Here is a 25,433-nt window from a genome sequence, read left to right as displayed (position 1 = left end):
CGGGCTCAGCCGGCGTCGGTGGCCAACCCCTCGGTCGCCAGGCCCTCGACGACGGTGACGTTCGGCAGGGCCGCCGCCAGGACCCTGCCCGGCAGGAAGACCTTCGCCCCGCGCAGGCCCGCGCCGATGACGACCTCCGGGGCCTCGAGCACGCGGGCGTCGACGTACACCGGCCAGTCCGCGGGGAGCCCTATCGGGGTGATCCCGCCGAACTCCATGCCGGTCAGCTCCACGGCCTGGTCCATCGGCGCGAAGCTCGCCTTCCGGACGTCGAGCAGCCGCTTGACGACCCGGTTCACGTCGAGCTTCGTCGACGCGAGCACCACGCACGCCGCGTAGCGGACCTCGTCGCCGCGCTTGCCGGCGACGACGATGCAGTTCGCCCCGCCTTCGAGCGGGTACCCGTAGGCGTCGGAGAACGCGGCCGTGTCCGCCAGGTCAGGGTCGATCGGCGCTGCCTCGATCCGGGCGAGCAGGTCGCTCGGCAGCCCGACCAGGGCCTGGGCGACGGGGATCGCCAGGAACCCGGTGGCGACGAGTACGGGGGAACGGTCGAGCGTGGGCATGCGTCCGACCGTAGCCAGGCCCGTCCGGTGCCATGATCAGGTGTGCAGCTCCACGACTTCCCCGTCCCGGACACGGCCGCGGCGCGCGCGGCTGCGACGCTCGCCGACGCGTACCAGTCCCCCGCCCTCACCGCGCACGCCGTCCGGTCCTGGTACTGGGCCGAGGGCTTCGCCGCCGTCGACGGCATCACGGCGGTCGACCACGAACTCCTCTACGTCGCCGCGCTGCTGCACGACATCGGCACCGTCCCGGAGTTCGACAACATCCGCAGCTCGTACGAGCACGCCGGCGGCCACGTGGCGATCGCCCTCACCACGGGCGCGGGCTGGAGCGGAGCCCGACGCCAGCGCGTCCTCGACGTGATCGTCCGGCACAACTGGCCGAGCGTCGACGTGTCCCTCGACGTCGAGGGACACCTGCTCGAGCGGGCGACCGGGCTCGACATCAGCGGGGTAGACGCCGACGGGCTCCCCGTCGACTACCTGCGCGAGGTCGTCCGCGCGTTCCCCCGCGGGTCGATCGCGGCCGAGTTCGGCGCCGGCGTCGTCGACCAGGCCGACCGGAAGCCCGACACGGCTGCGCGGCGGATCGTGGACGCGGGGGTCGTCGAGAAGCTCCGGCACAACCCGCTCGAGCGGCTCGGCTGAGGCCGACCGGCACGGTCGGGAGGGTGCCGGCGATCAGGCGCGCTCGTCGATCGACCGCGCTCCGGGCACCGGCGGGGCCGGATCGTCCGTCGCCTCGGGGTCGTCCGCCCGCGCCCACTTCACCGTCCAGCGCACCAGCGGCTGGACGCGGTCCCACGCCGCGGTGACGTCGTCGAGCGGACTCTCGAGCGGCAGGTGCACGAGGGCGGCGTAGTGCTGCATCCGGAGCAGGTCGATGCGCGGGTGGTCGGCGTCGTACCCGCGCGGGGCGGTCTTCAGCGGCGGACCGGCCAGTTCGTAGCCGGCGTCCGTCAGGGCGTCGAGCTCCCGACGGAGGGCGGCCGCAGCCCGGGGGTGCTCGTCGATCGCGGTGCGCGCGGCGTGCAGCTGATCGCGCGACGGTTCGTAGAGTCCACCGCCGACCTGCAGCCCGTCGGCCCCGGCGCTCAGGTACATGCCGCCCGCGGTGAGCCCGGTGTCCTCGCGGTACGGGCGCTTGTCCGGCGTGAACCGCAGGTCGCGGTGCTGGCGGAGCACCCGTCCGGGACCGTAGCGCCGCTCGGCCTCCTGCAGCAGCGCCTCCATGGGGTCGCGGACGTGCCGCTCCCAGTCCTCCCGGTGGTCCTCGAACCACGACTTCTCGTTGTGGGCGGCGAGCCCGCGGAAGAACGTCGCCAGCGCGGGCGAGAACGGCGTCTCGGTCATGTCCCGAGTGAACCGCCCCGGGGTGCACGGTCGTCGGCAGCCCGGGGTACGAGACTGGCCCGGTGAACGAACTCCGACCGATCGACCTCGACACCTGGCCGCGGCGCGAGCACTTCGCGCACTACCGCCGGGAGCCGTGCGCATGGGAGCTGACCGTGGACGTGGACGTCACCGCGTTCGTCGCTGCGGTGCGAGCGGCCGGTGTGAAGACCTACCCGTCCCAGATCTGGGCGATCTCCACGGACGTGAACCGGCACGCCGAGTTCCGGATGCAGCTCACCCCCGACGGGCAGCCCGCCGTGTGGGACGTCGTCCACCCGACCTTCACGGTGTTCCACCCCGACACGGAGACGTTCTCGGTGCTCGTGGTCGAGCACGACGACGACCCGCGGACGTTCCACGACGCGGTGGTCACGACGACGGCGACGTACCGGGACGACCACCGGATGTTCCCGCAGGGCACGGGCCGCACGGACACGTTCGACGTGTCGACCCTCCCCCGCACGTCGTTCACCGGCTTCGCCCTGCACCTGACCGGTGCCGAGGACCACCTGCTGCCGATCGTCACGCTCGGCCGCTACCGGCAGCAGGGCGACCGCACCCTGATGCCGCTCGCGCTGCGGGTGAACCACGCGGCGGTGGACGGCTTCCACGCCTCCCGGTTCGTCACCGAGCTCGAGGAGCTGTTCGCCGACCCGTCCTGGCTCGGCTGACCGCTCCGTCCCCCGGTCGCACACCGCCCGGGAGCACCGTGGTCGGCATGCACGACGACGAACTCACCGCCCTCGCGGTCTCCCGCGCCCTCGACAACGTCGCCGACGGTGGCAAGCCCTTCGCCTGCCTGCTCGTCCGCGACGGCGAGGTCGTGGTCGAGGCCGTCAACCACGTCGCCCAGACCGGCGACCCGACGGCGCACGCCGAGATCCGCGCGATCCGCGCCGCCGCCGAGCAGGGCATCACAGACCTGACCGGCCACGACGTGTTCGTCACCGCGTACCCGTGCCCGATGTGCCTCGGCGCGCTGTACTACGCCCAGCCCGACCGCGTGGTCTTCGCGGCGACCCGCGAGCAGGAGGGCGAGCACTACGAGGACGGCAACCGCCTGATGACGCTGGCGACCTTCTACGACGAGTACGCGAAGCCGGTCGAGGACCGCGCCCTGCCGACCGAGCAGGGTCGGGTCGAGGACCCGACGGCGCCGTTCCGCGAGTGGACCGCCCGCCACCCGTCCTGACCGGACGCCACCGCTCGCCGGGCGTGACCACGGGACGGACGGGAGGCTCGTCACGGCGCCGCCACCCGCCTCCCGTCCGTGGCAGGGCCGGGTCTCAGGGAGCCGGCGTCAGCCGGTAGAGCACCTGCGGGCGGCCGCGACGGCCGTACCGGTGCGCCAGGTCGATGGCGCCCGTCGCGACGAGGTGGTCGAGGTAGCGGCGCGCGGTGGCGCGTGAGGTGCCGGTGGCCCCGGCGACCTCGTCGGCCGAGCGGGCGACCACCGGGTCGAGGGCCGCGACGACGCGACCGAGCGTGGTCGCGCTGACGCCCTTCGGCAGGGCGCCCTCGGAGGTGTCGCCCGAGGCGCGGGCGGGGGTGACCACGCGCACCGAGCCCGTGGCGAGCAAGCGGTCGACGTCGCCCTGCCCCATCGGCACGTCGCGGTGCGCGTCGTCGCGTGACCGGCGCTCGACGGCGTAGGCGCGCAACCGGTCCTGCAGGGCCTCGCGGTCGAACGGCTTGAGCAGGTACCCGACCGGGTGCGCGGCGAGCGCCTGCCGCACGGTGACCTGGTCGCGCGAGGAGCTGACGACGAGCACGTCGGTCCGGTCGACACCGGCGACGTGCATGCGGTGCAGCACCTCGATGCCGCTGATGTCGGGCAGACGCATGTCGAGGAGTACGAGGTCGACCCCGCGCTCGACCGAGGCCAGCGCGGCGCCGCCGGACGCGACCGCCCCGACGACCGCGAAGCCCTCGGTCGCGGCGACCCACCGGGAGTGGAGTGCGCGGGCGCCCGCGTCGTCGTCGACCACGAGCACCCGCAGCGGTGCGGGCCCGGACGCCGTCACGACCCCGCCGCTATCTCGACGTCGAGCCGGGCTCCGCCGAGCGCTGCCGAGCGCCCGACGACCACGGATCCGCCGCGGTCGGTGGCGGTGCGCCGGACGACCGCCAGGCCGATGCCCCGCCCGAGCCCGGTCTCGTCGGCCTTCGACGACCAGCCGCGGGTCAGCACACGGTGGGCGTCGGCCGGGTCGATGCCCGGGCCGTCGTCCTCCACCGTGACCGTGGTGCGCCCGTCCCGGGTCGCGACGGTGCAGGCGACGTTGGTCGCCCCGGCCTCGGCGGCGTTGCGGCACAGGTTCGCGACGACGAGCAGCACCGCGTCGTCGAGCACGACGTCGTCGGCGACCCGGAGGTCGAGCGTGGCACCGGCCGCGGCGAGCTCGGACCGCACCGCCGCGACCGACGCCGTCGCCACCGCACCCCGCCGCGGCGACCCGGCACCACCGCCGCTGGTGAGCCCGGGCGCGACGGCGTCGATGTAGGCCATCGCGTCCTCGTCGTCCCCCTGCTCGACGAGCCCGCGCACCACGTGCAGCCGGGTGCCGAACTCGTGGGCCTGCTCGCGCAGCGCCTCCGTCGTCCAGCGCACCTGCCGGCTCTCCGCGTCGACCGCGTCGGCCCGGCGCAACCGGCGCGCGATCACGAGCGACAGGAGCACGCTCGCGAGCGTCGCGGTGACGAGTGCACCGGTGCTCCACGGCAGCAGGGTGCCGAGGGCCCGCTCCCGGTCGGCCGCGATGGTCGACTCGAGCACGCCGACCGCGACGACGCCGACGACCTCGCCTCCGTCGTCGCGGATCGGCACCTTGGCGCGGAGCGTCGCGCCGGTCGGGCCGGTCTCGGTGCCGACGAACCGCGCACCGCCGAGCACGGGTGCGATCGTCGTCTCCACGGGCTCGCCGCGTTCCGCGGGGTCCGGGTGGGTGATGCGGACGCCCTCGTCGTCGGTGACCACGACGTAGGAGACGCCGGAGGCGCCCTCGACGAGCGTCGCGATGGGTTGCAGCGCCGCGGTGGCCGACGCGAGGTCGTGGGCGTCGGCGAGCGCCCCTGGGGTGCCCCGGTCGGCGGCCGACGACACCGCGTCACGCACCTCGGGCAGGTCCGCCAGGCTCGCGGCGACACCCGACACCCGGTCGACGACGGAGCTCCGGATGCTGCGCTCCTGCACCACGGCGGCGACCCCGGTCGTGACGCCGGTCGCCGCGAGCACGATGACGCTCGGGAGCGCGAGGACCGCGATCCGCCGCAGCCGTCCGGGACGTGCCCTGGTCACCGTGGCGTCCTCCTCCGGCCGCGACGCCGTGAGCGTCAATGAGCACATCTCCGCCGCCGGCTGCTCGTCCGGTCGGCGGCTGCCATCGTACTTCTCGACCTGCGGCACGACGACGTGCGCAGGAGGGAGACATCGATGCCAGAGCAGTCAGTGCCGGAGCAGTCAGTGCCGGCGCAGTCCGGACCAGGGCAGGCCGTGCCGGGGCAGTCCGTGCCGACGGGGTCGCCGACCGGGCCGCGTGTCCGTCGTCCCGTCGCCCGCGTGGTGGGTGCGGCCGTCGCCGCGGTGTCCATCGCGGTCGCCGCCTTCGGGTCCGTCACGTCGGCAGCGGCCGGCGGGGACCCCACCCGGTCCGTGACCCTCGTCGCACCCGCGGCTGCCGGCGGTGGCTGGGACGGTGTCGCCCGGTCGATGCAGCAGGCCCAGCGCGCGAACGGGATCGTGAACGCCGTCCAGGTCGTGAACATGCCGGGCGCCGGCGGCACCATCGCGCTCGGCAACGTCGCGCGGCTCGCGGGGCAGACCGACACGCTGCTCGTCGGCGGGACGGGACTGCTCGCCGCGGAGATCCAGTTCGGCTCCGCCGTCACCCACGACGACATCACGCCGCTCGCGGTCACCGTCGAGGAGTACGACGTGATCGTCGTCCCCGCCGACTCGCCCTACGAGACGCTCGACGACCTCGTCGCAGCGTGGCGCGAGCGCCCCGGCTCGGTGCCGTGGACGGGCGGCGGTTCGTTCGACCAGCTCGTCGTCACCGACCTCGCCGTCTCGGCCGGGATCGACCCGACGGACACGAACTACATCCCCTCGGACGGCGGCGGCGAGGCGATCCAGGCGCTCCTCAACGGCACGGCCGCCGCGGCGTCGGGCGGGTACCCGGACAACATCGACCAGATCGAGTCCGGTCGGCTGCGGGCACTCGCGCTCGTCGCTGCGGAGCCGGTCGACGGCATCGACATCCCCACCGCGGTCGAGCAGGGGCACGACGTCACGCTGACCAACTGGCGCATGATCGCCGCGCCGGGCGGGCTCGACGACGACCAGCGGACGCAGCTCACCGACATCGTCCTCGACACGGTCCGCACCCCCGAGTGGGCGGACGCGATGCAGCGGTACCACTGGACCGAGCGGATCATCACCGGCGGGGACCTCGACGCGTTCATCGACGAGGAACGCGAGCGGATCCAGGGACTGTACGAGGAGCTGGGCCGGTGAGCCGTCCGAGCAACCCCACGTCGTCGTCCGCGGTCGTCGGGCAGCGGCTCACGCTCCGGGCCGACCCGGGCCGGGTCGCCGCGGTCGCGAAGGAGCTGACCACCCCGGCGCTCTTCACCGCGTTCGCGGTCTACCTCGTCGTCGGCATCGTCACGATGGAGGTCCCCGCCGGCACCGCGTTCCCCGGGCCGGCGGTCTTCCCCGGACTCGTCGCCGCGGCGCTCCTGCTGCTCGCCGCCCTGCTGGTCGTGCGGTCCGTCCGGGCCGCGCGCGGCCGACGGGTCGGGTCCGACGGCACACCGCCGGAGGCCCGCACCGACGCCGCCCGACGCGCCGACACGCACACCGCCACCGCCACCGACACCGACACGACCGGCACCTCGGTCGAGCAGCGCTCGGTCCGCGTCGACTGGCGCTCCCTGGCCTGGGTCGTCCTGTCCTTCGCGGGCTTCGCGCTGCTGCTCGGCGTGCTCGGGTGGATCGTCGGCGCCGGGCTGCTGTTCCTCGGCGTCGCGAAGGGGCTCGGCGCGCCCGGTTGGCTGCGTCCGCTCGTCGTCGGGCTGACGGTGAGCGCGATCAGCTACATCGCCTTCGACATGCTGCTCGACCTGTCGCTGCCCTCGGGCATCGTCGGATGGGAGTTCTGACGTGGACGTCCTCGGTCTCCTCGGCGACGGCTTCGCCGGTGCCCTGACCCCCGCCAACCTGCTCTGGGTCGTCGTCGGGTGCCTGCTCGGCACCGCCGTCGGCGTCCTCCCCGGCCTCGGTTCGTCGATGGCGGTGGCGCTGCTGCTGCCCGTGACCTTCTCGCTCGACCCGACGGCGGCGTTCATCATGTTCGCCGGCGTCTACTTCGGCGGGCTCTTCGGCGACTCGACGATGGGCATCCTGATGAACACGCCGGGCCAGGCCTCGGCGATCGCCTCGACGTTCGAGGGCCACAAGATGGCGCTGAACGGACGAGCGGCCCAGGCACTCGCGACGGCCGCGATCGGCGCGTTCGTCGGCGGCATGATCGCCTCGGTCCTGGTCGTGTTCCTCGCACCGGCGCTCGCATCGTTCTCGTCGAGCTTCGGACCGGCGGAGTTCTTCGCCCTCGCACTCTTCGCGTTCGTCACGACCTCGTCGGTCGTCACCGACGACGCGCTGAAGGGCCTCGGGTCGCTGTGCCTCGGGCTCGGCATCGCGGTCATCGGCGTCGACGGCATCTCGGGTGCACCGCGCTTCACGATGGGCGTGCCGGAGCTCTTCGACGGCATCTCGCTCGTCACGGTGACGGTCGCGGTCCTCGCGCTCGGCGAGGTCATCTACGTCGCGTGCCTGGCCCGACACCTGAAGGACGGCCGGATGGTGCGGGCAACCGGTCGCCCGTGGCTCTCGAAGCGGGAACTCCGCGAGGCGGCACCCGCGTGGCTGCGCGGCACAGCGATCGGGCTGCCCTTCGGCGTGGTCCCCGCCGGCGGGTCCGAGATCCCGACCTTCCTGGCCTTCGGGCTCGAGAAGCGACTCGACGCACGCCGGAAGCACCCGCAGTTCGGCACGGGAGCGATCCGCGGTCTGGCGGCGCCCGAGGCCGCGGGCAACTCGACGACCGGCATGGCGATGGGCGCCCTGCTGTCCCTCGGTCTGCCGGTGTCGGCGACCGCCGCGATCATGCTCGCCGCGTTCCGCCAGTACGGCCTGCAGCCGGGCCCGCTGCTGTTCGACCGCTCCCCCGACCTGGTCTGGGCGCTGCTGGCGTCGTTCTTCATCGCGATGGTCGTGCTGCTCGTCATCAACCTGCCGTTCGCGATGCTCTGGGCGAAGCTGCTGCGCATCCCGCGGGCCTACCTGTACGCCGGCATCGCGGTCTTCTGCGGACTCGGCATCTACGCCACGAGCGGTTCGGTGTTCGACCTGCTCATGCTGCTCGGCATCGGTCTCGTCGGGTTCCTCATGCGGGCGCTCGACGTGCCGCTCGCGCCGCTCATCATCGGCATGGTGCTCGGGCCCCTCGCCGAGACGAGCCTGCGCGACGCGGCGCTGAGCGCCGACGGTGACTTCTCGGTCCTGGTGGCCGGGCCGATCCCGATCGTGCTGTACGCCGTGCTGGCGGTCGTGGTCGCGGTCACCGTGACCAGCCGCGTCCGGGCGCGGCGGGCTGCGCGCCGCGAGCTGGTCGACGCCTAGCGGCGCCGGAGCGGCGCCGAGCCGGCACCGCGACGGACGGGAGGCACGTGGCGGCCCCGCACCGCGCCTCCCGTCCGCAGGTGGCGCGCTACGCTCGGCGGATGCGCGCGACCGTGCGGGACGTGGCGGCCCTCGCCGGGGTCTCCCCGAAGACCGTCTCCAACGTGGTGAACGGCGGTGTACCCGTGCGGGCCGCGACACGGGAGCGCGTCGAGCGTGCGGTGGCCGAGCTCGGCTACGTGCCGAACCTCTCCGCCCGCGGACTCCGGAACGGTCGCTCGGGCGCGATCGCCCTGACGCTGCCGGAGCTCGGCAACGCCTACTCGGCCGAGCTCGCGCAGTGGTTCGTCGAGCTCGCCCGCGAGCGCGGGTGGACGGTGCAGCTCGACCAGACCGGTCACGACCCGGGCCGCGAGCGCGAACTCGTCTCCCGGGCCCGCGCACACCTCGTGGACGGACTCGTGCTCAACCCGGTGTCCCTCAGCGCGAGTGTCCTGGCCGAGACCGAGGGGCTCCCGCCGACCGTCGTCATCGGCGAGGTCGAGCCCGAGCACGTCGACCAGGTGCACGTGGACAGCCGGCGCGCCGCACGCGAGGTCACGACCCACCTGCTCGACCGCGGGCACCGTCGGATCGCCGTGGTCGGAGCGGCGCGCCCCACGGACGCCACCGCCACGAGCGAGCTGCGCGACCGGGGTCACGCGGACGCGCTCGGCGCGGTCGGCCTCGAGGTCGACCCGTCCCTCCGCGTCCCGCTGCCGGCGTGGACGACGAGTGCCGCCGCCACCGGGTTCGCCGCGTGGCTCGACGCGAACCCGCTGCCGGACGCGGTGTTCGCCTACACGGACTCGATCGCGTTCGGCGTGCTCCACGTCCTGGCAGCGCGGGGCGTCCGCGTCCCGGAGCAGGTCAGCGTCGTCGGGTTCGACGACGTGGACGCGGCCGCCTTCGCGATCCCGGCGCTCACGACGGTGTCGTTCGACCGGCGGGCGTTCGCGACCGCCGCGCTCGACCTGCTCACGCAGCGGATCGCGGACCCCGAGGCGCCCCCGTCGACCGTCGTCGTGCCGCACCGGATCGTCGAGCGCGCGAGCGTCGCCACGCGCTGACCAGCGACGCTGTACCACCACGGTCGCATCGCCGTGCAGCCGCCGTGCGCGGACCGCGGTCGGCTCGTCCCCGGGCGCGGTACCGTGCGCGGCATGAGCGCCGACGACCCCGCGATGCCCGTCCTGACCGCGACCGTGCTGCAGTCCCCCGACCCGGTGCGCCTCGCACGGTTCTGGGGTGCGCTCACCGGCTGGGTCGTGCACGAGGACGGGCCGACGTGGCTCCGCGTGCGCCCGGCGGACGGCGGGGTCGGGCTCTCCGTGCAGTACGACGACGCCTGGACGGCGCCGACCTGGCCACCGACCCCTGGCACGCAGGGCATGCAGTTGCACCTCGACCTGCAGGTCGAGGACCTCGGCGCCGCGACCGCCCGTGCGCTCGAGCTCGGTGCGACCGAGGCGGCCTTCCAGCCGCAGGACGACGTCCGCGTGCTGCTCGACCCCGACGGGCACCCCTTCTGCCTGTTCCTGCCCGGCGCCTGAGCGCGGCGGGGGCGCGGCACCGGCGCGAGACTCGGCCAGGCGGACGAGACTCGTGCGCCCTGGGGGCGAAAGTGTCCGTCAGCGCGAGTCTCGGGCCGGGCCGCTCGCGGCCCCGCGTCAGTCCGCGGTGGCCTGGAGCACCACGTCACGCGTCTGCTGCGCCCCGAGGATGCGGAAGTGCCCGCCGACGGGCACCCGCACGTTGGTGGCCCCGGCGAGCTCGCTGCCGCCCGGGATGAGCGTGTCGAACACGCCCCACACCGAGGTGATCCGCGCGTTCACCGCCAGGTCGCGTCCGAGCGCGGCGATCACCGGGTCCGCCGCCCGGAAGGCCCGGAGGTGCGGGACGGGTGCGAGCCGCGCGTAGACGGACCCGCCGAAGGGCGTCGACACCGCGACCATCCGGTCGATGCGCTCCCCCTCGGGCAGCGTCATCGCGTACTTGCCGATGAGGCCGCCCTTGCTGTGGGCCAGCACGAGGACGTCGCGCAGGTCGTGCTCGTCGAGGTACGCGAGGACCTCGCGCGCCGACTCCGGGACGGGACGCAGGTTGTGCCGCAGCACGGGCAGCACGTGGACGGGGTGTCCGGCGTCGTGCACGGCGTCCATGAGGGGGCGCATGAAGTGCCAGGTCTCGTAGACCCCGGGCACGACCACGACCGGCTGCCCGGCACCCGACCGGTAGTCGTCGGCGGTCGTCGGGCCGGCGCTGCGGAGCTGCCACCGTGCCGCGTACCACCAGTCGAGGGCGGCCCACCAGGCGCGTCGCAGCAGCGACACCCGGACGGGAGGCCCGTCCCCCGTCGCCGGGACCGCTCCGGTCCCCGGGGTGGTCGCCCCGGTCACCGCGCGTCACCCGTCGTCGCTCCACCGGCGGGCGCACCACCGGTCAGGGCGTCCTCGGTCGTCTGCACCCGGCGGAACTCGTCGACCAGCCGCGCGAACGCGACCGGCTGGCGGTCCTGCACGTGGTGCCCGCCGGGCAGTTCGACGAGGGCACCCCGGCGCGCCGACGCGGCGAGTGCGGCCGCCCAGTCCCGCCGACCGATGGGATCGCGGTCGCCACGGACGACGAGCACCGGCTGCACGAGGGCCGGGACGACGTCCTCGGTCCGGTAGCGCAGCATCGGTCCGAGCTGCCGGACGTACTGGCGGAGGCTCCGCAGGTAGTCGGTGAGGACGACGGCGTTCATGCGGGCGTCCTCGACGAACCCGTCACGGGCGAGGTCGAGTGCCTGCTGCACGAGCGTCCGTCGAGCAGGGTCGACGACCGGGCCGACCAGGACGACCGCGGACACGACGTCGGGGTGGCGGAGTGCGGCCTCCACGACGACCTGGGTCCCCATCGACTGCCCGACGAGCACCAGGTCGCCGGCTCCGCGCGAGCGGACGGCCCGGACCACGAGGTCGCCGAGCTCCTCGAACGGCACCGTCCGGCCGACCGGCGGGAGCCCGCCGAAGCCGGGCAGGTCGACGGCGACCGTACGGTGGGTGCGCGCGAGGTGCCGCTGCGTCCGGGCGAAGGACCGGTGCGACATGCCGATGCCGTGCACGAGCACGACCGTCGGTGCCAGCGTGTCGCGCAGACGACCGGCCGGGGCGAGGGTCCGGAGCCGCACGGGCAGCCCCTCGATCTCGATGGTCCTCACCTGTGCGCGCACGCTGCGAACCTACCCGTGGGCCCGCGGCGCGGGATCAGTCTCGACGCCGCGTGCCCCGCAGCCCTATGCTCCGCAGCATGCGCAAGGTGACCTCGGGGCTGTTCGCATCGGTCGACGGTGTGGTGCAGGACCCGTACGAGTACCAGTACGACTCGTTCGACGCCGAGCTCGGCACCGCCATGACGGCGTGGATGGAGCGCACCGAGACGGTCCTGCTCGGCAAGCAGAGCTACCTGGAGTGGTCCGAGTGGTGGCCCCGGCACGAGGACGACCCCTTCGGCCGGTGGATCAACCCGATCGAGAAGCACGTCGCGTCGACGACCCTCGGCGACGACCTGTCGTGGCAGAACGCGCACCGCATCCAGGGCGACGTCGACGACTTCGTGCGCGAGCTCCGCAATGGCGACGGCGGCGACGTCGCGGTCACCGGGAGCGTCACCCTGGTGCGCCACCTGCTCTTCGCCGGGCTGCTCGACGAACTCCAGCTCATGACCCACCCGGCGATCGCCGGTGCCGGACGGCGGCTCTTCGAGCCGACCGACCCGCCCACGCGGCTCCGGCTCGTGCGGAGCGTGGTGACCAGCAAGGGGAACGTCCTGAGCACCTACGCGCCGTTCGCCGGCTGACGGGGGCGAGCCGGGCCTCCAGGCCGACCCGGGAGGACCGCTCCATCGGCAGCGGGACGGGCGGGTGGACCGACGGGGTCCCGGACCGGCGTACCCTTCTGGGTGGCCGTCGACCGCACCACCAGGAGGACACCATGTCCGAGGACACCCGCCCGCACGTCGTCATCGTCGGTGGTGGCTTCGCGGGCATCGCCGCCATGCGTGAGCTCGCCGACGCACCGGTGCGGGTGACGCTCGTCGACCGGCACGTCTACAACATGTTCCAGCCGCTCATGTACCAGGTCGCGACCGGCGGCCTGAACGCCGGCGACGTGACCTACTTCCTGCGGAGCCTGCGCGCCAAGCAGGCCAACGCGGACTTCCGGCACGGGCTGCTCACGGGCATCGACACGGAGCACCGCGTCGCGGAGATGTCCGACGGCGAGCACCTGCACTACGACTGGCTGATCCTCGCCAACGGCGTCAACACGAGCTACTTCGGCACCCCCGGCGCCTACGAGTACGCGTACTCGATGTACTCCCGCTCGCAGGCCCTCCGCATCCGCGACGAGCTGTTCACCCGGCTCGAGCAGGCCGCAGCGAAGCAGGGACCGGACGAGATCCGCGTGGTGATCGTCGGTGGCGGCGCGACCGGCGTCGAGATGGCAGGGGCCCTCGCCGAACTGCGCGACCAGGCGCTCGTGGGCGCCTACCCGGAGATCGAGCGGGGCAACATCTCGATCACGCTCGTGCACCGCAGCGGCGAGCTGCTCAAGCCGTTCGCGCCCCGGCTCCGTCGGTACGCCGCGAAGATCCTCCGGAAGCGCGGGGTCGTCCTCCGGTTGAACACCGGTGTCGCCGAGGTCAAGCCGGACGGTGTCGTGACGGCGTCGGGCGAGTTCATCCCGGCCTCGCAGGTCATCTGGGCGACCGGCGTCGCCGCGCACAAGGAGGTCTCGGGCTGGGGCCTGCCGCAGACGCACGGCGGACGCATCCAGGTGAACGACGACCTCAGCGTCAAGGGCGTCGAGGGCATCTTCTCCGCCGGCGACATCGCCGCGCAGGACGACGCCCTCGCCCAGCTCGCGCAGCCGGCGCTCCAGGGCGGCAAGCACGCCGCACGGCAGGTCGTCCGCCTGCTCGAGGGCAAGCCGACCGAGCACCTGCGGTACTTCGACAAGGGCACGATGGCGACGATCGGCACGAACGCCGCGGTCGCCCAGCTGCGCGGCGGCATCACGATGGTGGGGCCGGTCGCGTGGATCGCCTGGGTCGGGGTGCACATCGCGTCGCTCCTCGGCAACGGCAACCGGCTGTCGACCCTGTCCCACTTCTTCGTCCGCTACATGTGGTTCATGCGGAAGCGGTCGATCCCGATCGTCGGCGACGTCCGTCCCGTGCGCCCGAACGGCGACCGCGAACCCGAGCCCTGGCAGATGCAGAAGGCCGAGTAGCGCGCCGCGCCGAGGCTCGCGCAGACGGACACTTTCGCGACCATCGGGCCGCGAAAGTGTCCGCCGGGCCGAGCCTCGGCGCCGCCGGCAGGCCGACACGCCGACACGCCGTCAGCGACGGGCCACGTGCGCGTACGCCCCGGCGGCGATGTCCTCGAGCAGCGTCGGTCCGGTGGGCTCCCACCCGAGCAGCTCGCGGGTGGCCCCGGAGGTCCCGGCCATCTCCATCGCGAAGAACCCGCCGATGAACCCGAAGTGCTCGGCAGCGTCCGCCGGGTCGATGCTCGCGACCGGCACGCCGAACGCCTCGCCGATCGCGGCCGCGATGTCGCGCGTCGCGATGCCCTGCTCAGCCACCGCGTGCAGCCGGGTGCCGGCAGGCGCCTGCTCGAGCCCGAGCCGGACGAGGCGCGCTGCGTCGGTGACGTGCACGGCCGCCCAGTGGTTCGTGCCCTCGCCGACGTAGCCGGAGACGCCGCGGTCGAGCGCGACGCCGGCAAGGTACGCGATGAACCCGTGGTCCCTCACGCCGTGCGTGGTGGGACTGAAGCGCGCCGCGATGCTGCGGACGCCCTGGTCGACGAAGTCGAAGGCACGGTTCTCGCTGCCCCCGCGCGGACTGTCGACGCCGGTGAACGGCGACGCGTCGCCCTCGTCCGCCGGGCGGTCGGGTGCGAGTGCGGCGATGCCCGAGGCGACGACGAGGGGGCGGTCGGTCCCGGCCAGGGCGGTGCCGAGCGTCTCGACCGCCGCGCGCTCGGCGGCGTTCGTCGCGGCCTGGTCCGACCAGTCGTGCTTGTTGGCGAGGTGCAGGACCCCGTCCGACCCGTCGGCCCCGCGGCGGAGGGCGTCGAGGTCGTCGAGGTCGCCCCGGAGGACCGTGACCCCCTTCGCCTCGAGAGCGGCGGCCGAGGCGTCGGACCGGGCGAGACCGGTGACGTCGTGTCCGGCGGCGAGCAGCTCGTCGACGGTGTGGGAGCCGATCCAGCCGGAGGCTCCGGTGACGAACACGTGCATGTGAGTTCCCTTCACAGGTGTCCGCGGCCTGATGTCACGGACTGACATCACCGTAGCACTCCATGTCAGTCACTGTCATCAGTAGACTCCTCTCCATGGTGCGATGGCAACCGGGGACCCGTGAACGACTCCAGGGCACGGCCCTGCAGCTCTTCTCGGAGCACGGCTACGACGAGACGACCGTGGCGGAGATCGCCGCGGCCGCCGACGTCACGGAGCGCACCTTCTTCCGGCACTTCGCCGACAAGCGGGAGGTCCTGTTCGCCGGGCAGGACGACTTCCTCGGCATGTTCAGCGCGCCGGTCGAGGACGCCCCCGCCGGCACGCCGCCCTTCGAGCTGGTCCGGCGCGCCCTCGACGCCGCCGCCGCCTTCTTCCCCGACGACCGCCGGGCGTGGTCGCGGACGCGGCAGCGGGTCATCGACGCCGTCCCCGCGCTCGGCGAGCGGGAGCTCGGCAAGCTCGCGAACCTGAAGGTGCACCTGGGTGCCACCCTGCGGACGCACGGGGTTGCCGAACCGGCCGCCACGATCGCCGCGGAGACGGCGGTGACCGTGTTCCACCTGTCCTTCGCCCGGTGGATCGCGGAGGACGAGGACCGCGACTTCGGGACCATCGTGCACGAGCGCCTGGACGCCCTCGCCGAGGTCGTGCACCCCGGTCGTTGAGCGTCCTCTTACCCGGAGGGAGCACGCTGATCGTCATCCGTACGAACGATCCTCGCAGGGAGGAACCGTGGCGACGAACACCCTCGCGCCCGAGCACGTCCGCACGACCGGCAGCAGCACGCCGGTCGGACGCGGGTCCGGCGCTGCCCGGACGACACCGCCGCCGCCGCTGACCCGCCGTGCGCCGGCCCTCGACGGCCTGCGCACGATCGCCATCGCGATGGTGATCCTCTACCACCTGCACGTCCCGCAGTTCGAAGGCGGCTTCATCGGCGTCACCGTCTTCTTCGCCCTGTCCGGCTTCCTCATCACGACGCTGCTGCTCGGCGAGCACCGGAGGACCGGCCGTATCCGCCTCGGGTCCTTCTGGCTGAAGCGTCTGCTCCGCCTGTACCCGGCGCTGCTCGCGCTCGTCGCCGTCGGCCTGCTCCTGTGGAACTGGGTCGGCGACTACAAGGGTGCGTCGTTCGGCCCCGGTGAGGCCGCGTTCATCGCCCTCACCTACACGGGCAACCTCTTCCGGTCGTTCTGGGACACGACGCAGGGCGTCTTCGCGCACACCTGGTCCCTCTCCATGGAGGAGCAGTTCTACCTGGTCTGGCCGCCCGTCCTCGTGCTGCTGTTCCTGGTCCGGTCGCGTCGGCGCTGGCTGCTCGCCGGCCTCGGCGCGGTGATCGTCGGGTGCTCGGTGGCCGCCGGGCTGGTCTACCGGACACCGAACAGCGGTGCGACGCCCGACGTCTACTTCTCCCCCGTGCTCGGCGTCGTCCCCCTCGCGACGGGGTGCCTGCTCGCCCTGCTGCTCGACGACGAGCGGATCCGGACGTGGGCCGCGGGTCTCGCCGGCCACGTCGCGACCTGGGCCGGCCTCGCCCTGCTCGTCGGGACGATGCTGTGGATCGGCGACGACTGGGCGCAGCACGCATGGACCTTCAGCGTCGTCCTCCCGCTGACCGGGGTCGTCTCCGCCGTGCTCATCGCCGGACTCGTCTCGGTGCGCAGCCCGCTCTCGGTCGCGTTCGCGTGGACACCGGTGTCGTGGTTCGGCCGCCGGGTCTCGTACGCCGCGTACCTCTGGCACCCCCTCGTCATCGCGCTGCTCGACCCGTTCGCGGTCGGACCCTGGGGGAAGGTCGGGCTCGTCGGCGCCTCGGTCCTCGTGGCGATCGGTGCTGCCTACGCCGTCGAGGTGCCGGTCGAGAAGGCCCAGCGTCGCTTCCGCGAGGCGCGGCGCCTGGTCGCCGCCGACCGCGCGGCACGCGACTCCGCCACGACCTGACGCGACGGGTCCCGTGTGCGGGTCGCAGATCCGGACCACGACCGGACACCGGACAGGAGGCGCGTGGCGGCCCCGCCCCGCGCCTCCCGTCCGGTGGGCGGCCGGTCTGGTGCGTCTCCTGGGCCGGACGCCGTGACCGTTCCGTAGGCTCGCCTGCGTGACCACGGAACGCGTCGACGTCCTCGTCGTCGGCGGTGGCCCCGTCGGCCTGTTCGCTGCCGCCCTGCTCGCCGCGCGAGGAGTCCGCGTCGCCGTCTGGGAACGGCGCGACGCGCCGCCCGTCGGCTCGCGCGCGATCGGGATCCACCCACCGTCGCTCGACGCCTTCGCAGCGGTCGGACTCGACACCGCGGTGCTCGCCGAGGCCGTGCTCGTCCGGACCGGCGTGGCCCGGAGCCGCGGGCGAACCCTCGGGACGCTGTCGTTCGACCGCGCGTCGGCGACGCACCCGTACGTCGCCACCCTCGACCAGCACCGCACCGAGACGCTCCTGCGCGAGCGGCTCGCGCCGGGCGTCCTGCGGACCGGGACGAGCGTGACCGGCCTGGACCGGCAGCGGACGCACGTCCGTGCCCACGGCACCGGACCGGGCGGCGAGCCCGTCGCCCTCGAGGCCGCGTTCGTCGTCGGCGCCGACGGCGCCCGGAGCGCCGTGCGGGACCTGCTCGGCGTCGGCACGACCGGGCGGGACTACCGCGACCGATACGTGATGGGCGACTTCGCCGACCCGGAGCCGGCCGACGCCCGCTCGGCGGCGCTCGTCGACGTCGGGCCGGGCGGCGTGGTCGAGTCGTTCCCGCTCCCCCACGGTCGACGGCGGTACGTCGCCCTCGTGCCGGAGGACGTCGCGCCGGCGGCGGCCGGGGGCGCACCGGACCCGCAGACGGCCGCGCGGCTCGCCGCGATCGTCGCGGAGCGGACGGGCGCGACCCCCGACCCCGCGACCTGCACGATGACGAGCGGGTTCCGCGTCCGGCGCCGCGCGGCCACACGGGTCGGCGTCGGCCGCGTGGTGCTCGTCGGCGACGCCGCGCACGAGATCAGCCCCATCGGCGGGCAGGGCATGAACCTCGGGTGGCTCGACGTCGCCGACCTCGCGCCGGTGCTCGCCGACGCGGTCGCCTCGGGGTCTGCCGGGCCCTGGCCGGGCTACGCACGACGGCGCCAGCGGGCCGCGCGTCGGGCAGGGCGACAGGCCGAGGCGAACATGGCGCTCGGTCGACCGACGGGTGCCCTCGGTGCCTCCGGGCGGGAGGCACTGCTCCGCGCGGTGCTGGCGCTCCCGACCGCCGAGGGGCTGGCGGGCGTCTACGCCATGCGCTGGGCCTGAGGCGGTCGGGTCGTTCGGCGCCCGGGTCAGGCGACGAGTCGGGCACCCGCAACGCCGAGCTCGACGACGAGCACGAGCGAGGACGCGATGACGAGCCGGAACAGCGCCCGGGTGGGCCGCCCGGCGAACACGAGCCGGATGCCGACCACGGCGAGCACGACCACCACCGCGGCCCCGACGACCGCGAGCACCACCCCGGCTCCGCGTGCCGGGTCGTCGCCGACCAGCTGACCGCCGAGCACCAGGGCCGCGGCCACCACGAGCGCCGCGAACGCGAGCGTGCCGGCTCCGCGGAGGCCCAGACGATGTGGGAAGCCCCGCACCCCGGTGGCCGCGTCGTCGAGCAGGTCGGGCAGCACGTTGGTGCAGTGGATAGCGACGCCGAACACCGCGCCCGTGGCGATCGCCCACCACGTCGGCCACGCACCGCCACCGGCCGCCACCGCCACGACCGGCAGCAGACCGAACGCCACGACGAAGGGCGCGACCGACCAGACCGTCCGCTTCAGCCCGGCGTCGTACGCCCACCCCGCGGCCACGAGCACGACGTGCGCGAGCGCGGCGACCGGGCCGAGGAACAGGCTGACGAGGACCGCCACCGCCGCGGTGACGAACGCCGCGGTCCGGACGGTCGACACCGCGACCAGACCGCGGGCGACCGGCTTGTCGCTCCGGCCGACGGCGCGGTCGCGGTCGGCGTCGATCCAGTCGTTCGCCAGGCCGATCGAGAGCTGCCCGGCCACGACGGCGAGCGCGACGACGGCGACGAGCCACCACGGGTGCCCGACGGCGGCGGCGATCACGGCGGCGAGGACGGTCACCGTGACGGTCGGGCCGGGGTGCGACGACGCGAACAGCAGGCGGAGGGTCGAGGGCCGTCGGGTGTCGCTCACACCCGTGAGCGTACGGGTTCGACATTGGCCCCGAACTCGGGATACATCAGTGTTGCACTCCAGCACGTGCTGACGGAAGCTTCGAACTGAGCCGGCACGGTGCCGACCCGGGAAGGACGACTCGATGCGACTCGAGCTGCACCACACCACCATCCTCGCCAGCGCGGCGACCGTCGCGATCGCCGCATCCGCGCTGGTCGCCTCGCCGGCAACGACCTCTGCGCGACACCGGCCGAGCCCCCGCGGCTGGCGGAACGCACCGTGCAGGCGCTGTACGACGCGACCGACCCGCGGACGCACGTCTTCGACGGGGGCGAGGCGCGCGCTTCCGGGGTCGAGGCAGGACTCGTCGATGACTACGCCACGGGTTTCGCCGCCACCGGCGGATCCGTCCGCGGTGCGACGGTCGACAGCGCACGGCTCTCGGCCCTCCGCGCGGCAGGCGACGTCCGAGCGTGCTCCGGTCGGACGCGCTCCGACTCCACCTCGGCTCAGCTGAACGTCTACCTGAGCAGTTGCAACACGAACCGGTTGCTCGCGGTCATCGGAGGGGGAACCGGCGTCGTCGGGACCATCGCCGGCATCCTCGCACCCACGGGGCTCAGGGCTGCTGCTGCCGGCGCCCTCGCCGGGGTCCTCGCCGTCGCCGGTGCGTTCCTCGGTGTGTGCGCCGCGAAGGGACGTGGGACGGTCATCCACAACATCCCACCGTCGACCATCACCTGGTGCAACTCGCAGTGACGACCGGACGCGAGAGAGGCCACCGCGACGGGTACCTCGTCACGGTGCTCGCCGTGCTCATCGGGGCGGGGGCCGGTGCCGCCCTCTCCCTGGCCGCGGTCGCGGGATGGGCGTTGCCCGCGGACGACCCCCTGTCCCTCCGGCTGGCACGGACGAGCGTCGCACTCGCGGCGGTCCCGGTCGTCTGCGCCGCCGCGCTCATCGTGGTCACGGCGAGGAGGAACCGCGGCGGACCGGTCGACGGCTCCGGGCGCTGATCGCACGATCGAGCAGCACGACGGGAACGGCCCGCGCCGCGTCGGAGACGACGGGGCGCGGGCCGGTGTGCTGCGGTGGTCAGGCCGCGGGGATGAGACCGTTCGGGTTCAGGACGTACTTCGTCGCCGCGCCCTTGTCGAACTCCTCGTAGCCGCGCGGGGCCTCGTCGAGCCCGATGGGCTTCGCGTTGACGTTCTTCGCGATGCTCGTGCGGTCGTGCAGGATCGCCATCATGAGCTGCCGGTTGTACTTCATCACCGGGCACTGTCCGGTCGTGAATGACAGCGACTTCGCCCAACCGGTGCCGAGGCTGAGGGACAGCGCACCCTTCTGCGCGGCCTCGTCGACGCCGCCCGGGTCACCCGTGACGTAGAGCCCGGGGATGCCGAGCGCGCCACCGGCCGCCGTGACGTCCATCAGCGAGTTGAGCACCGTCGCCGGGGCCTCGTGGCCCGAGCCGGAGCCGTGGCCCTTCGCCTCGAAGCCGACGGCGTCGATGCCGCAGTCGACCAGCGGCTCGCCGAGGATCTGGTCGATCTGGTCGGCCGGGTCGCCCTTCGTCAGGTCGACGGTCTCGCAGCCGAAGGTCCGGGCCTGCGCGAGCCGGTCGGCGTTCATGTCACCGACGATGACGACGCTCGCGCCGAGCAGCATCGCACCGGTGGCGGCGGCGAGACCGACCGGTCCGGCACCCGCGACGTAGACCGTCGAACCGACCTCGACGCCGGCGGTCACCGCACCGTGGAAGCCGGTCGGGAAGATGTCCGACAGCATCGCGAGGTCGAGGATCTTCTCGAGCGCTTGGTCGCGGTCCGGGAACTTCAGCAGGTTCCAGTCGGCGTACGGCACGAGCACGTACTCGGCCTGGCCGCCGACCCAGCCGCCCATGTCGACGTAGCCGTAGGCGCTGCCCGGGCGGTCCGGGTTGACGTTGAGGCAGATGCCGGTCTTGCGCTCCTTGCAGTTGCGACAGCGACCACAGGCGATGTTGAACGGCACGGAGACGATGTCGCCGACCTTGATGAACTCGACGTCGGACCCGACCTCGACGACCTCGCCGGTGATCTCGTGCCCGAGCACGAGGTCGGTCGGTGCCGTCGTGCGCCCGCGGACCATGTGCTGGTCGCTGCCGCAGATGTTCGTCGCCACGGTGCGCAGGATCGCCCCGTGGTTGACCTTGCGTCCGACGTTCGCCGGGTTGACGCCGGGTCCGTCCTTGAGTTCGAAGGTCGGGTAGTCGGTCTCGATGACCTCGACCTTCCCCGGTCCCTGGTACGCGACTGCGTGGTTGCTCGCCATGTGATCCTCCTCGATCGTCGGCGGCGGTGACACCCGCGGGTGCGGGCGCCGGGTGTGTGCGAGGGGTCGGCCCGTCGGCGGACAGGGGCGCCCACCGACGGGCCGCCCCTCAGAAGGCAGCGGCTCCGGCCTCGGCGACTTCCTGATCCTGCTCGACGGTTCCGGTCGAGACGCCGATCGCGCCGACGACGCGGCCGTCGCGGACGAGGGGGATGCCTCCGGCGAAGACGACGAGCCGACCGCCGTGGGCGTCGCTCAACCCGAACAGGTCACCGGTGGGACGGGTGATGTCGTTCAGGTCCTTCGTCTGCGTCTGGAACGCGATCGACGTGTACGCCTTGTTGATCGCGATGTGGATGCTGCCGATGTTCGCGGTGTCCATGCGCACGTGTGCCTTCAGGTTGCCGCCGGCGTCCACGACGGCGACGTCCTGCGGCTGACCGATCTCCTCGGCCTTCGCGACGGCGGCGTCGATGACGCGCCGGGCGTCGTCGAGGGTGAGGCTGTCCTGGATCTTCTCGTTCGCCACGGTGTCGTCTCCGGCGTCAGAAGGTGCGGATCGGGATCTCGGCGGGTGCCGCGAGCAGTTCCTCGACCTCGTCGTCGAGCTTGACGAGGGTGATGGAGGCCCCGGCCATGTCGAGCGAGGTGCAGTACTCGCCGACGTAGCTGCGGACGGGGGTGATCCCCTGGGCCACGAGCTTCTCGTGGGCGATGCCGTAGAGCAGGTAGAGCTCGCTGATCGGGGTACCGCCGAGGCCGTTCACCATGAGCGCGACCCGGTCGCCGTCCGCGAACGGCAGGTCCGAGACGATCGGGTCGAGGAGGATGTCGACGATCTCGTCGGCGGAGACGATCTTCTGCCGTGCCCGCCCGGGCTCCCCGTGGATGCCGACCCCGACCTCGATCTCGTCGTCGCCGAGCTCGAACAGGGGGGAACCCTTCGCCGGCGGGGTGCAGGCAGTGAGCGCGACACCCATCGTCCGGGTGACGGAGTTCACCTTCTGGCCGATGCGGACGACCTCGTCCAGGTCGGCACCCGCCTCGGACGCGGCTCCGACGGCCTTGATGACGAAGAAGTTGCCCGCGACACCGCGACGACCGATCGTGTACGTGGAGTCCTTCACGGCGACGTCGTCGTCGATGAACAGGGTCTTCACCTTGATGCCCTCGGCGTCGGCGAACTCCTCGGCCATCTCGAACGCCATCTTGTCGCCCGTGTAGTTGTTCACCAGGAGCAGCACGCCCTTCGGGCTGTTCACCCGGCGAGCGGCGGCGACGACGTAGTCGGTGGGCGGTGCGGCGAAGACGTCGCCGGGACAGGCGGCGTCGAGCATGCCCTTCCCGACCACCATGACGTGCGCGGGCTCGTGCCCCGAGCCGGAGCCCTGCACGATCGAGACCTTGTCGTCGCGCGGAGCGTCGGCGCGGGCGATCAGGTTGGCTTCCGGGTCGTAGGTCAGGGTGTCCGGGTTGGCGAGGGCGAGGCCCTTGAGCATCTCCGGGACGAACTGCTTCGGGTCGTTGACGAACTTCTTCACTGCGGTTGCCTCACTTCATCGTGGTGGTCGGGTACTGCGAAGGGTCGTGCGGTGGTGGTGCTCGGGTCCTGCGGGAGGCCGTGCGGTGGCGTCACCAGTCGTCAGCGACGCGCTCGGCGAGCACGGCCACGGCGACGGCGCCGGGATCGGGCGAGCCGATGCTGCGCTCGCCGGTGTACGAGGCCCGGCCGCGGCGTGCCTCGAGCGCCGAGGTCGCGTCGGCGGCCTGCCGTGCGACCTCGGCCGCGTGGCGCGCGATCGCCGTACCGTCCGCACCGGCGGCGGCGTCGGCCTCGATGGCGTCGGTCATCGGCACGATCGCGTCGAGGAGGGTCTTGTCGCCGAGGTCGGCCCCGCCGCGCTTCTTGATCCCCTCGACCGCGGCTCGGAGCATCGCGACGACGTCGTCGGCCCCCAGGTCCTCACGGCCCTTCACGACCCCGGCCGCCCGGAGGAACGCGGTCCCCCAGATCGGCCCCGACGTGCCGCCGATCCTGCTGCTCATCGTCATCGCGACCTGCTGGAGGAAGGTGCCGGGATCGGAACGGTCGTACCCGTCGAACCCCTCGAGCACGTTCTCGAACCCACGGGCGAGCGAGTACCCGAAGTCGCCGTCGCCGGCCACCGCGTCGAGGTCGCTGAAGTACGTCTCGTTCTCGACGCAGGTGGTGGCGATGAGCCGGACGGTCTGTTCGAGGTGCGTGGTGGCGGCGGTGGTCATCGTGGTCCTCCGGTCGGGTTCGGGAGCTGGGTGAGGGTGTCGAGCGTGACCTGGCCGTCCGGTTCGACGTGGGCCGGATCGGCGATGACGTGGGCGGGGGTGTCGGGCAGGTCGCCGAGTCGGTCGACGACGAGCGCGGCACCGGTGAAGTCCTCGCCGGCGGTGTAGCTGCTGACGGTGACGACGGTGGTCAGGCCGGCGCCCAGCGCTGCACGGAGCCCGTTGGCGCTGTCCTCGACGACGACCACGTCGGCCGGGTCGACGCCGAGCTCGCGGACGGTCAGCTCGTAGACGTCCGGTGCCGGCTTCTTGCGCGGTACGACGTCGCCGGCGAACACGCGGAACCAGGTCGCGGCGTCGTCGCCGACCGCGTGCTCGAGGACGGCGCGGACGGATGCCTCGGCCGAGGTGGACGCCACCGCGAGCAGCCACCCGGCGTCGTGGGCCTCGTGCACGATCCGGGCGATGCCCGGTCGAGCGGGCATCACGCCGTCGCGCACCATCGCCGTGTACCGCCGGGTCTTCTCGGCGTGCCACTCGGCGACGAGCGCGCGCTGTCCGTCGGGATCGGCGGGGAGCCCGGCACGGTCGACGAACTCCGGCGTCAGCAGGGACGCCAGCCGCTCCTTCCCGCCGCCGATGCGCAGCACCTCGGCGTAGTCCTCCTCGCTCCACCGGACGGGCAGGTCGAAGTGTGCGAAGGTCGCGTTGAACGCCGGCAGGTGCCCGTCGCGCTCCGTGTCGGCCAGGACCCCGTCGCAGTCGAAGACCAGCGCGCGGGTCACGGCCGACCCGCCGTGCTGTCGTCGGCCTTGCCGTCCGCGCCGAACCACGCGACGTGCTCGGCGATGACGTCGGTGACGGCGGACTCGATCGCGGCGACGAGCTTCGGGGGGTCCCACGAGTCGGTGTCACGGGCGTGCTCCAGGTGGGCGAGCGATGCCCGCATGTAGGCGTGCTTCACCGCCGTCGAGATGTTCACCTTCGAGACGCCGGCGTCGATGAACGCCCGGAAGTCCTGCTCGCCGAGACCCGTGCCGCCGTGCAGGACGATCGGGCGGTCGGTCAGTCGCGCGAGCTCGGCCGCGCGCTCGGGGAGCAGGACCGGATCCGCCTTGTACAGTCCGTGGCTCGTCCCCAACTGGGGCGCCAGGAGGTCGGCACCGGTCTGCTCGGCGACCTCGGCGAGCTGCTCGACCGAGTACGCGTGCCGCGACTCGTCGCTGCCGACCCCGTCCTCGACACCGAGGATGTTCTCGATCTCCGACTCCACGTCGACACCGGCGGCATGTGCGGCCGCCGTGACCTCGCCGGTCTCGCGCACCGCGTCGTCGAGGCCCCGGTCGGAGGCGTCGAACAGGACGCTCGACCACCCGGCGGCGATCACGTCGTCGAGCACCGCCCGGTCGGGACAGTGGTCGAGGTGCAGGGCGACCGGCACGGCGACGTCGCGGGTGAGCGCTCGGAAGAGGTCGGTCGTGAAGGCGGTCCCCGAGCTGCGGACGGTCTTCACGGAGATCTGCACGATCAGCGGAGCGCTCGTGCGGACCGCCGCGGCGACCACCGCCCGCATGCTCAGTTCGTCGAACACGTTCACGGCCGGTACCGCGTACCCGCCGTCCCGTGCGGTCCTGGTCAACGTCCTGGTGGACACGTCCATGCCTGGGTCCTCACTTGCGTCGTTGCGTCGTGGGATGTCGTCTCCGTCGACGACTGCTCGGACTGTAC

The 25,433-nt window shown here is 73.2% G+C and carries 29 protein-coding genes; 15 read left to right on the top strand and 14 right to left on the bottom strand.

Going from position 1 to position 25,433, the window contains the following annotated elements; genetic code table 11:
- Positions 1-5: 5 nt before the first annotated feature.
- Positions 6-566, bottom strand: coding sequence for a YbaK/EbsC family protein (locus QUG92_RS14155; RefSeq protein ID WP_289459546.1), 561 nt, complete (start codon positions 564-566; stop codon positions 6-8).
- A gap of 42 nt (positions 567-608) precedes the next feature.
- Between QUG92_RS14155 and QUG92_RS14150 the strand changes: the two genes are divergently transcribed.
- Positions 609-1,214 carry an HD domain-containing protein gene (locus tag QUG92_RS14150; protein ID WP_289459544.1) on the top strand — a complete coding sequence of 202 codons (606 nt, stop codon included), beginning with the start codon at positions 609-611 and terminating at the stop codon, positions 1,212-1,214.
- Between the two features lie 33 nt (positions 1,215-1,247).
- On the opposite strand, the gene QUG92_RS14145 is transcribed toward QUG92_RS14150, so the two are convergent.
- Positions 1,248-1,919 (bottom strand): DUF2461 domain-containing protein, encoded by a 672-nt coding sequence (locus QUG92_RS14145; RefSeq protein ID WP_289459542.1) that lies wholly within the window; start codon positions 1,917-1,919, stop codon positions 1,248-1,250.
- Positions 1,920-1,981: 62 nt separating this feature from the next.
- Here QUG92_RS14145 and QUG92_RS14140 point away from each other — a divergent pair, with 62 nt between their 5' ends.
- Together QUG92_RS14140 and QUG92_RS14135 are read left to right on the top strand one after the other, a co-directional pair.
- Positions 1,982-2,632 (top strand): CatA-like O-acetyltransferase, encoded by a 651-nt coding sequence (locus tag QUG92_RS14140; protein WP_289459541.1) that lies wholly within the window; start codon positions 1,982-1,984, stop codon positions 2,630-2,632.
- A 47-nt stretch (positions 2,633-2,679) separates the two neighbouring features.
- Complete coding sequence (locus QUG92_RS14135) at positions 2,680-3,153, top strand: nucleoside deaminase (RefSeq protein ID WP_289459538.1); 474 nt, start codon at positions 2,680-2,682, stop codon at positions 3,151-3,153.
- A 94-nt stretch (positions 3,154-3,247) separates the two neighbouring features.
- Here QUG92_RS14135 and QUG92_RS14130 read toward each other — a convergent pair whose 3' ends face one another.
- Together QUG92_RS14130 and QUG92_RS14125 are read right to left on the bottom strand one after the other, a co-directional pair.
- Positions 3,248-3,985, bottom strand: coding sequence for a response regulator (locus QUG92_RS14130; RefSeq protein WP_182047115.1), 738 nt, complete (start codon positions 3,983-3,985; stop codon positions 3,248-3,250).
- Positions 3,982-5,259 (bottom strand): ATP-binding protein, encoded by a 1,278-nt coding sequence (locus QUG92_RS14125; RefSeq protein ID WP_289459536.1) that lies wholly within the window; start codon positions 5,257-5,259, stop codon positions 3,982-3,984. The genes QUG92_RS14130 and QUG92_RS14125 overlap by 4 nt, the downstream gene beginning before the upstream one ends.
- Before the next feature lie 135 nt (positions 5,260-5,394).
- Between QUG92_RS14125 and QUG92_RS14120 the strand changes: the two genes are divergently transcribed.
- From QUG92_RS14120 to QUG92_RS14100, 5 genes are all read left to right on the top strand, one after another.
- Positions 5,395-6,477: a tripartite tricarboxylate transporter substrate binding protein gene (locus QUG92_RS14120; protein ID WP_182047114.1), complete on the top strand. Its 1,083-nt coding sequence runs from the start codon at positions 5,395-5,397 to the stop codon at positions 6,475-6,477.
- On the top strand, positions 6,474-7,124 hold the full coding sequence (locus tag QUG92_RS14115) for a tripartite tricarboxylate transporter TctB family protein (RefSeq protein WP_182047113.1): 651 nt from the start codon (positions 6,474-6,476) through the stop codon (positions 7,122-7,124). The genes QUG92_RS14120 and QUG92_RS14115 overlap by 4 nt, the downstream gene beginning before the upstream one ends.
- A gap of 1 nt (position 7,125) precedes the next feature.
- Positions 7,126-8,646, top strand: a complete 1,521-nt coding sequence (locus QUG92_RS14110; protein ID WP_182047112.1) for a tripartite tricarboxylate transporter permease — start codon at positions 7,126-7,128, stop codon at positions 8,644-8,646.
- Between the two features lie 101 nt (positions 8,647-8,747).
- A complete protein-coding gene (locus QUG92_RS14105) occupies positions 8,748-9,755 on the top strand; it encodes a LacI family DNA-binding transcriptional regulator (RefSeq protein WP_289459535.1) in 1,008 nt (335 codons plus the stop codon).
- A gap of 93 nt (positions 9,756-9,848) precedes the next feature.
- Positions 9,849-10,238, top strand: a complete 390-nt coding sequence (locus tag QUG92_RS14100) for a VOC family protein (protein WP_289459533.1) — start codon at positions 9,849-9,851, stop codon at positions 10,236-10,238.
- A gap of 117 nt (positions 10,239-10,355) precedes the next feature.
- On the opposite strand, the gene QUG92_RS14095 is transcribed toward QUG92_RS14100, so the two are convergent.
- On the bottom strand, positions 10,356-11,084 hold the full coding sequence (locus QUG92_RS14095) for an esterase/lipase family protein (protein ID WP_289459532.1): 729 nt from the start codon (positions 11,082-11,084) through the stop codon (positions 10,356-10,358).
- Positions 11,081-11,899 (bottom strand): alpha/beta fold hydrolase, encoded by an 819-nt coding sequence (locus QUG92_RS14090; protein ID WP_289459530.1) that lies wholly within the window; start codon positions 11,897-11,899, stop codon positions 11,081-11,083. Before QUG92_RS14090 ends, QUG92_RS14095 begins: the two co-directional genes overlap by 4 nt.
- A 77-nt stretch (positions 11,900-11,976) precedes the next feature.
- Between QUG92_RS14090 and QUG92_RS14085 the strand changes: the two genes are divergently transcribed.
- Together QUG92_RS14085 and QUG92_RS14080 are read left to right on the top strand one after the other, a co-directional pair.
- Positions 11,977-12,525 (top strand): dihydrofolate reductase family protein, encoded by a 549-nt coding sequence (locus tag QUG92_RS14085; protein ID WP_289459529.1) that lies wholly within the window; start codon positions 11,977-11,979, stop codon positions 12,523-12,525.
- Positions 12,526-12,659: 134 nt separating this feature from the next.
- A complete protein-coding gene (locus tag QUG92_RS14080) occupies positions 12,660-13,958 on the top strand; it encodes an NAD(P)/FAD-dependent oxidoreductase (RefSeq protein ID WP_289459528.1) in 1,299 nt (432 codons plus the stop codon).
- 111 nt (positions 13,959-14,069) lie between these two features.
- Here QUG92_RS14080 and QUG92_RS14075 read toward each other — a convergent pair whose 3' ends face one another.
- Positions 14,070-14,975, bottom strand: a complete 906-nt coding sequence (locus tag QUG92_RS14075) for an SDR family oxidoreductase (RefSeq protein ID WP_289459526.1) — start codon at positions 14,973-14,975, stop codon at positions 14,070-14,072.
- A gap of 95 nt (positions 14,976-15,070) precedes the next feature.
- Between QUG92_RS14075 and QUG92_RS14070 the strand changes: the two genes are divergently transcribed.
- The 3 genes from QUG92_RS14070 to QUG92_RS14060 all read left to right on the top strand — a co-directional run bounded on the left by QUG92_RS14070 (position 15,071) and on the right by QUG92_RS14060 (position 18,252).
- Entirely contained in the window at positions 15,071-15,643 is a 573-nt protein-coding gene (locus tag QUG92_RS14070; protein ID WP_182047107.1) for a TetR/AcrR family transcriptional regulator, read from the top strand.
- A gap of 67 nt (positions 15,644-15,710) precedes the next feature.
- Positions 15,711-16,922 carry an acyltransferase family protein gene (locus QUG92_RS14065; protein WP_182047106.1) on the top strand — a complete coding sequence of 404 codons (1,212 nt, stop codon included), beginning with the start codon at positions 15,711-15,713 and terminating at the stop codon, positions 16,920-16,922.
- 157 nt (positions 16,923-17,079) lie between these two features.
- Positions 17,080-18,252 (top strand): FAD-dependent oxidoreductase, encoded by a 1,173-nt coding sequence (locus QUG92_RS14060; RefSeq protein ID WP_289459525.1) that lies wholly within the window; start codon positions 17,080-17,082, stop codon positions 18,250-18,252.
- A gap of 26 nt (positions 18,253-18,278) precedes the next feature.
- On the opposite strand, the gene QUG92_RS14055 is transcribed toward QUG92_RS14060, so the two are convergent.
- On the bottom strand, positions 18,279-19,145 hold the full coding sequence (locus QUG92_RS14055; protein WP_182047104.1) for a UbiA family prenyltransferase: 867 nt from the start codon (positions 19,143-19,145) through the stop codon (positions 18,279-18,281).
- A gap of 261 nt (positions 19,146-19,406) precedes the next feature.
- Here QUG92_RS14055 and QUG92_RS14050 point away from each other — a divergent pair, with 261 nt between their 5' ends.
- Together QUG92_RS14050 and QUG92_RS14045 are read left to right on the top strand one after the other, a co-directional pair.
- Positions 19,407-19,886, top strand: coding sequence for a hypothetical protein (locus QUG92_RS14050; RefSeq protein ID WP_289459524.1), 480 nt, complete (start codon positions 19,407-19,409; stop codon positions 19,884-19,886).
- Entirely contained in the window at positions 19,871-20,143 is a 273-nt protein-coding gene (locus tag QUG92_RS14045) for a hypothetical protein (RefSeq protein ID WP_289459523.1), read from the top strand. Before QUG92_RS14050 ends, QUG92_RS14045 begins: the two co-directional genes overlap by 16 nt.
- Positions 20,144-20,222: 79 nt before the next feature.
- On the opposite strand, the gene fdhA is transcribed toward QUG92_RS14045, so the two are convergent.
- From fdhA to QUG92_RS14015, 6 genes are all read right to left on the bottom strand, one after another.
- Positions 20,223-21,443: a formaldehyde dehydrogenase, glutathione-independent gene (gene fdhA / locus QUG92_RS14040; protein ID WP_182047103.1), complete on the bottom strand. Its 1,221-nt coding sequence runs from the start codon at positions 21,441-21,443 to the stop codon at positions 20,223-20,225.
- 109 nt (positions 21,444-21,552) lie between these two features.
- Positions 21,553-21,972, bottom strand: a complete 420-nt coding sequence (locus tag QUG92_RS14035; protein ID WP_289459522.1) for a GlcG/HbpS family heme-binding protein — start codon at positions 21,970-21,972, stop codon at positions 21,553-21,555.
- 16 nt (positions 21,973-21,988) lie between these two features.
- Positions 21,989-22,984, bottom strand: a complete 996-nt coding sequence (dhaK, locus tag QUG92_RS14030; RefSeq protein WP_289459521.1) for a dihydroxyacetone kinase subunit DhaK — start codon at positions 22,982-22,984, stop codon at positions 21,989-21,991.
- 91 nt (positions 22,985-23,075) lie between these two features.
- Positions 23,076-23,705 carry a dihydroxyacetone kinase subunit DhaL gene (gene dhaL / locus QUG92_RS14025; RefSeq protein ID WP_209685735.1) on the bottom strand — a complete coding sequence of 210 codons (630 nt, stop codon included), beginning with the start codon at positions 23,703-23,705 and terminating at the stop codon, positions 23,076-23,078.
- Positions 23,702-24,490, bottom strand: coding sequence for an HAD-IA family hydrolase (locus tag QUG92_RS14020; protein ID WP_182047100.1), 789 nt, complete (start codon positions 24,488-24,490; stop codon positions 23,702-23,704). The genes dhaL and QUG92_RS14020 overlap by 4 nt, the downstream gene beginning before the upstream one ends.
- Entirely contained in the window at positions 24,487-25,365 is an 879-nt protein-coding gene (locus tag QUG92_RS14015; RefSeq protein WP_209685739.1) for a class II fructose-bisphosphate aldolase, read from the bottom strand. The genes QUG92_RS14020 and QUG92_RS14015 overlap by 4 nt, the downstream gene beginning before the upstream one ends.
- Between the last annotated feature and the right edge of the window lie 68 nt (positions 25,366-25,433).

Origin of the sequence: Curtobacterium citri (genome assembly GCF_030362955.1) — a bacterium.
Taxonomy (GTDB): domain Bacteria; phylum Actinomycetota; class Actinomycetes; order Actinomycetales; family Microbacteriaceae; genus Curtobacterium; species Curtobacterium citri.
Note: the sequence above shows the minus strand (reverse complement) of the source record. Positions and strands in the feature narration are given on the sequence as shown.

Bases quoted from the DNA above. Each gene is read 5' to 3' on its own strand.
- QUG92_RS14100 (WP_289459533.1), top strand. From the start codon at position 9,849: ATGAGCGCCGACGACCCCGCGATGCCCGTCCTGACCGCGACCGTGCTG.
- QUG92_RS14135 (WP_289459538.1), top strand. From the start codon at position 2,680: ATGCACGACGACGAACTCACCGCCCTCGCGGTCTCCCGCGCCCTCGAC.
- QUG92_RS14070 (WP_182047107.1), top strand. From the start codon at position 15,071: ATGGTGCGATGGCAACCGGGGACCCGTGAACGACTCCAGGGCACGGCC.
- dhaL (WP_209685735.1), bottom strand. From the start codon at position 23,705: ATGACCACCGCCGCCACCACGCACCTCGAACAGACCGTCCGGCTCATC.
- fdhA (WP_182047103.1), bottom strand. From the start codon at position 21,443: ATGGCGAGCAACCACGCAGTCGCGTACCAGGGACCGGGGAAGGTCGAG.
- QUG92_RS14080 (WP_289459528.1), top strand. From the start codon at position 12,660: ATGTCCGAGGACACCCGCCCGCACGTCGTCATCGTCGGTGGTGGCTTC.
- QUG92_RS14075 (WP_289459526.1), bottom strand. From the start codon at position 14,975: ATGCACGTGTTCGTCACCGGAGCCTCCGGCTGGATCGGCTCCCACACC.
- QUG92_RS14015 (WP_209685739.1), bottom strand. From the start codon at position 25,365: ATGGACGTGTCCACCAGGACGTTGACCAGGACCGCACGGGACGGCGGG.
- QUG92_RS14145 (WP_289459542.1), bottom strand. From the start codon at position 1,919: ATGACCGAGACGCCGTTCTCGCCCGCGCTGGCGACGTTCTTCCGCGGG.
- QUG92_RS14085 (WP_289459529.1), top strand. From the start codon at position 11,977: ATGCGCAAGGTGACCTCGGGGCTGTTCGCATCGGTCGACGGTGTGGTG.
- QUG92_RS14155 (WP_289459546.1), bottom strand. From the start codon at position 566: ATGCCCACGCTCGACCGTTCCCCCGTACTCGTCGCCACCGGGTTCCTG.
- QUG92_RS14105 (WP_289459535.1), top strand. From the start codon at position 8,748: ATGCGCGCGACCGTGCGGGACGTGGCGGCCCTCGCCGGGGTCTCCCCG.
- QUG92_RS14120 (WP_182047114.1), top strand. From the start codon at position 5,395: ATGCCAGAGCAGTCAGTGCCGGAGCAGTCAGTGCCGGCGCAGTCCGGA.